Source organism: Lishizhenia sp. (assembly GCF_033720595.1).
Taxonomy (GTDB): Bacteria; Bacteroidota; Bacteroidia; order Flavobacteriales_D; family Crocinitomicaceae; genus Lishizhenia.
The window spans coordinates 1-2,809 of record NZ_JAWWCF010000277.1 but is presented as its reverse complement, the minus strand read 5'-3'; the positions used below and the strand labels follow the sequence as shown (position 1 = coordinate 2,809).

At 36.8% G+C, this 2,809-nt stretch carries 2 protein-coding genes and 1 pseudogene; all 3 read left to right on the top strand.

Annotation, left to right across the window (positions count from 1 at the left end; genetic code table 11):
• A pseudogene (locus R3333_RS13945) lies at positions 1–999 on the top strand (PIF1 family ATP-dependent DNA helicase); the annotation flags it as partial.
• Positions 1,000–1,192: 193 nt separating this feature from the next.
• The gene (locus R3333_RS13940; protein ID WP_318959381.1) at positions 1,193–2,149 is read left to right on the top strand and encodes a hypothetical protein; all 957 of its coding nucleotides are present in this window, start codon (positions 1,193–1,195) and stop codon (positions 2,147–2,149) included.
• Between the two features lie 156 nt (positions 2,150–2,305).
• Positions 2,306–2,809: DUF6567 family protein (locus R3333_RS13935; RefSeq protein WP_318959380.1), on the top strand; the 504-nt coding region annotated here is incomplete at its 3' end.

Here is a 2,809-nt window from a genome sequence, read left to right as displayed (position 1 = left end):
GAGGCGGTTGACCAGGTTTTGTGTATGTTCAAGGGAAACAAGAATCCCTTTGGAGGCATGCAGGTTGTTTTGTGTGGAGACTTTTTTCAGCTCCCTCCTATTGGTACGGAAAATGAAATGAGTAGGGACAAGTTTTGCTTTATGTCTACCCTATGGGGAGAAGCAGATTTCCACCCTTGTTATTTGACGGAGCAATACAGACAAAACCAAGATCCATTGGCGAATATTTTGGATGCTTTACGAAATAACACGATTGGTCAGCACGAACTTAAAATGCTACAAGCGGCGAGCTACACGCAATTTGACGAAAAGATTACTCCTACCCGTTTGTATACGCACAACATAGATGTAGATGCTTTAAATGAAACTGAACTCGATAAACTACCCGGTCGTAAACGAAATTTCAGGGCCACAAGTTCTGGAGAGCAAGCCTTGATAGAAACACTCAAACGTTCTGTTTTGGCTTATGATAAACTACCGTTAAAAGAAGGAGCCAAAGTGATGTTTGTGAAGAATTCGCCAGAAAAAGGATACATCAATGGTTCTTTGGGAGAAGTTTTCGATTTTGAATCAACTGGTTTTCCGAAAGTAAAATTGCTTGATGGAACAGTAATAACTGCCACGCCAGAAAAATGGACCATAGATGATGAGCAAGGCAATGAATTGGCATGGTACAACCAAATTCCTTTGCGTTTAGCGTGGGCCATTACGGTACATAAAAGTCAGGGAATGACCTTGGATGCTGCCGAAGTAGATTTGAGTGCAACTTTTGAAAAAGGTCAAGGATACGTAGCTTTATCTCGTTTGCGAAAATTAGACAGTTTAAAACTCTTGGGCTTTAACCAGCGTGCTTTACAGATTGATGGCTTGGCCCAAAAAGCCGACAAACGTTTCCAGGAATTATCCTTACAAAATGAACTGATATCTTCTGATATTTTGGACAAGGATAGAAAGGCTTTCATCAAGGCTTCTGGAGGTAGGAGTTTGAAGAAGTTGTGAGTTGGGAATTGATGCGTTTTTAAACTCCTAATATGAAAAAGACAATCTCCTTATCGTCTTTATTATAAGAGTAAACATCCCCTTTGGTCCTCCTTAAAAATCCTAGCCTGCTCCCTGGTTAAAATTGGTTCTATCCCCTAAAGTTCCAAAGAAAATTCTATTTTAGTCCTTCAACATTAACAAATCTATACCAATGAAAAAAATCACTAGTTTATTACTAACCTTCCTAAGTCTAAGTGCCGTAGCACAAATCAACGTAGGTCCAAAAGAGTGGGTTACCGTTAAAAACAAAGAGTTTGACAAAGAAAAACTGGAGGAACTCCGAGCAACTGAAACCATTTTTGTTTACCAAAACTCTGACAAAGAAAATTTAGAAACCTTTAAGAAAACCCTCAATGAAGCTTGGGACTACACCCCTTTGAAATTTGTGAGTTACGACGAGTTTGTTGAGGGAGAATGGAATGAAGATGAACACTCATTTTTCTCCATCAACGGATTACACAAAGTAAAAATTTCGAGTAGCGGAACTGTTACCGAAAAAACTTACTTAAACTTACTTTTGTATATGTTCGATGGTGGTGAAAAAGAAGTATTTGCAAGAGTCAATCTTTTCCCAACGGCTGAAACGTATAGAAAAGCATCAGAATTTGCAGAGGATGACATCAACGAGCTAGCAAGATATGCCTACGAAGAGTCCGAATTTAGAAATTGGAATTTAGCCTACTTAAAAAATGCATTGCAAACCATAGACAAATACATCAGTAAGGGGCAAAACAGATGGTTATTTACCTCTGAAAACACTTCTGAAGTGAAAAAATTGAAGAAGGAGGTTTTATATGTAACAGAAGAGTTTTTAATCGAAACAAATAGGTATAACATGAAAGATTCGAAACCTGCTTCGAAGGAAGAATTGTTTAGCAAATATCCCTACAAAATAAAGGTCGTTACACAAAAAGAATTAGATGAAATGGTTGTTAACGCCAAAGAACCGATTTATTACATTCAGTACATAAAGGCAAATACCGACCAATTTATCAACGTTATTAATGGTGAATCTGGAGATATCATTTATGCGGAATATACAGGAATGGCACACAAACTTAAAAGTAAAGATTTGAAAAAATTAGCCAAGGTTATTAGTAAAGCTTAAAGAATAATTTCAATTTAAAGGTGCTTTGTTAAGCACCTTTTTATGTTCTACTCCATATAACCTCCATTTCAAGTATACATCCTCAAACCCTATCTATTCGTGCATCGTTCCAAAGAAAATTATATTTTCGTAGTATAACTCAAACACGTAAATCAAATGCAAATCAAAGTTTTAAAATACCTTTTTATCCTCCTTGCTCCTATCAGTTTGTTTTCTTGTGCGGTTGTACACAGAGGTCAAATCGTTTCTCTTGATTACGGTCAGCCCGTTCCTATTCAAGATCAAGCCATAGGATCAGCTAGCGTACGCTACTTTTGGGGTTTTGGAGGAAATAGTACAGATATACTCTTGAAAAGAGCAAAAGACAATATGATCAAAAACAGACCGCTTTATAAAAATGAAGCATATAAAAACATCAATCTGAACGTTTCTCATGCCTTTTATCCCTTATTTTCAAAGGTAACCTATACCGTTACCGCAGATGTGGTAAATGTTACTCAAGTTTCTGACTATCCTAATAAAATGATGAAGTCAACGGAATTATTTGCCTTTGGGGATTCATTATTTAATTATAAGCAAGAGTTCCTTGGCTTTTTCATAGAGCGACAAGACAATGCCAAAGTTAAACTTCAAACACCCAATGGAATTATAAAGCAAATT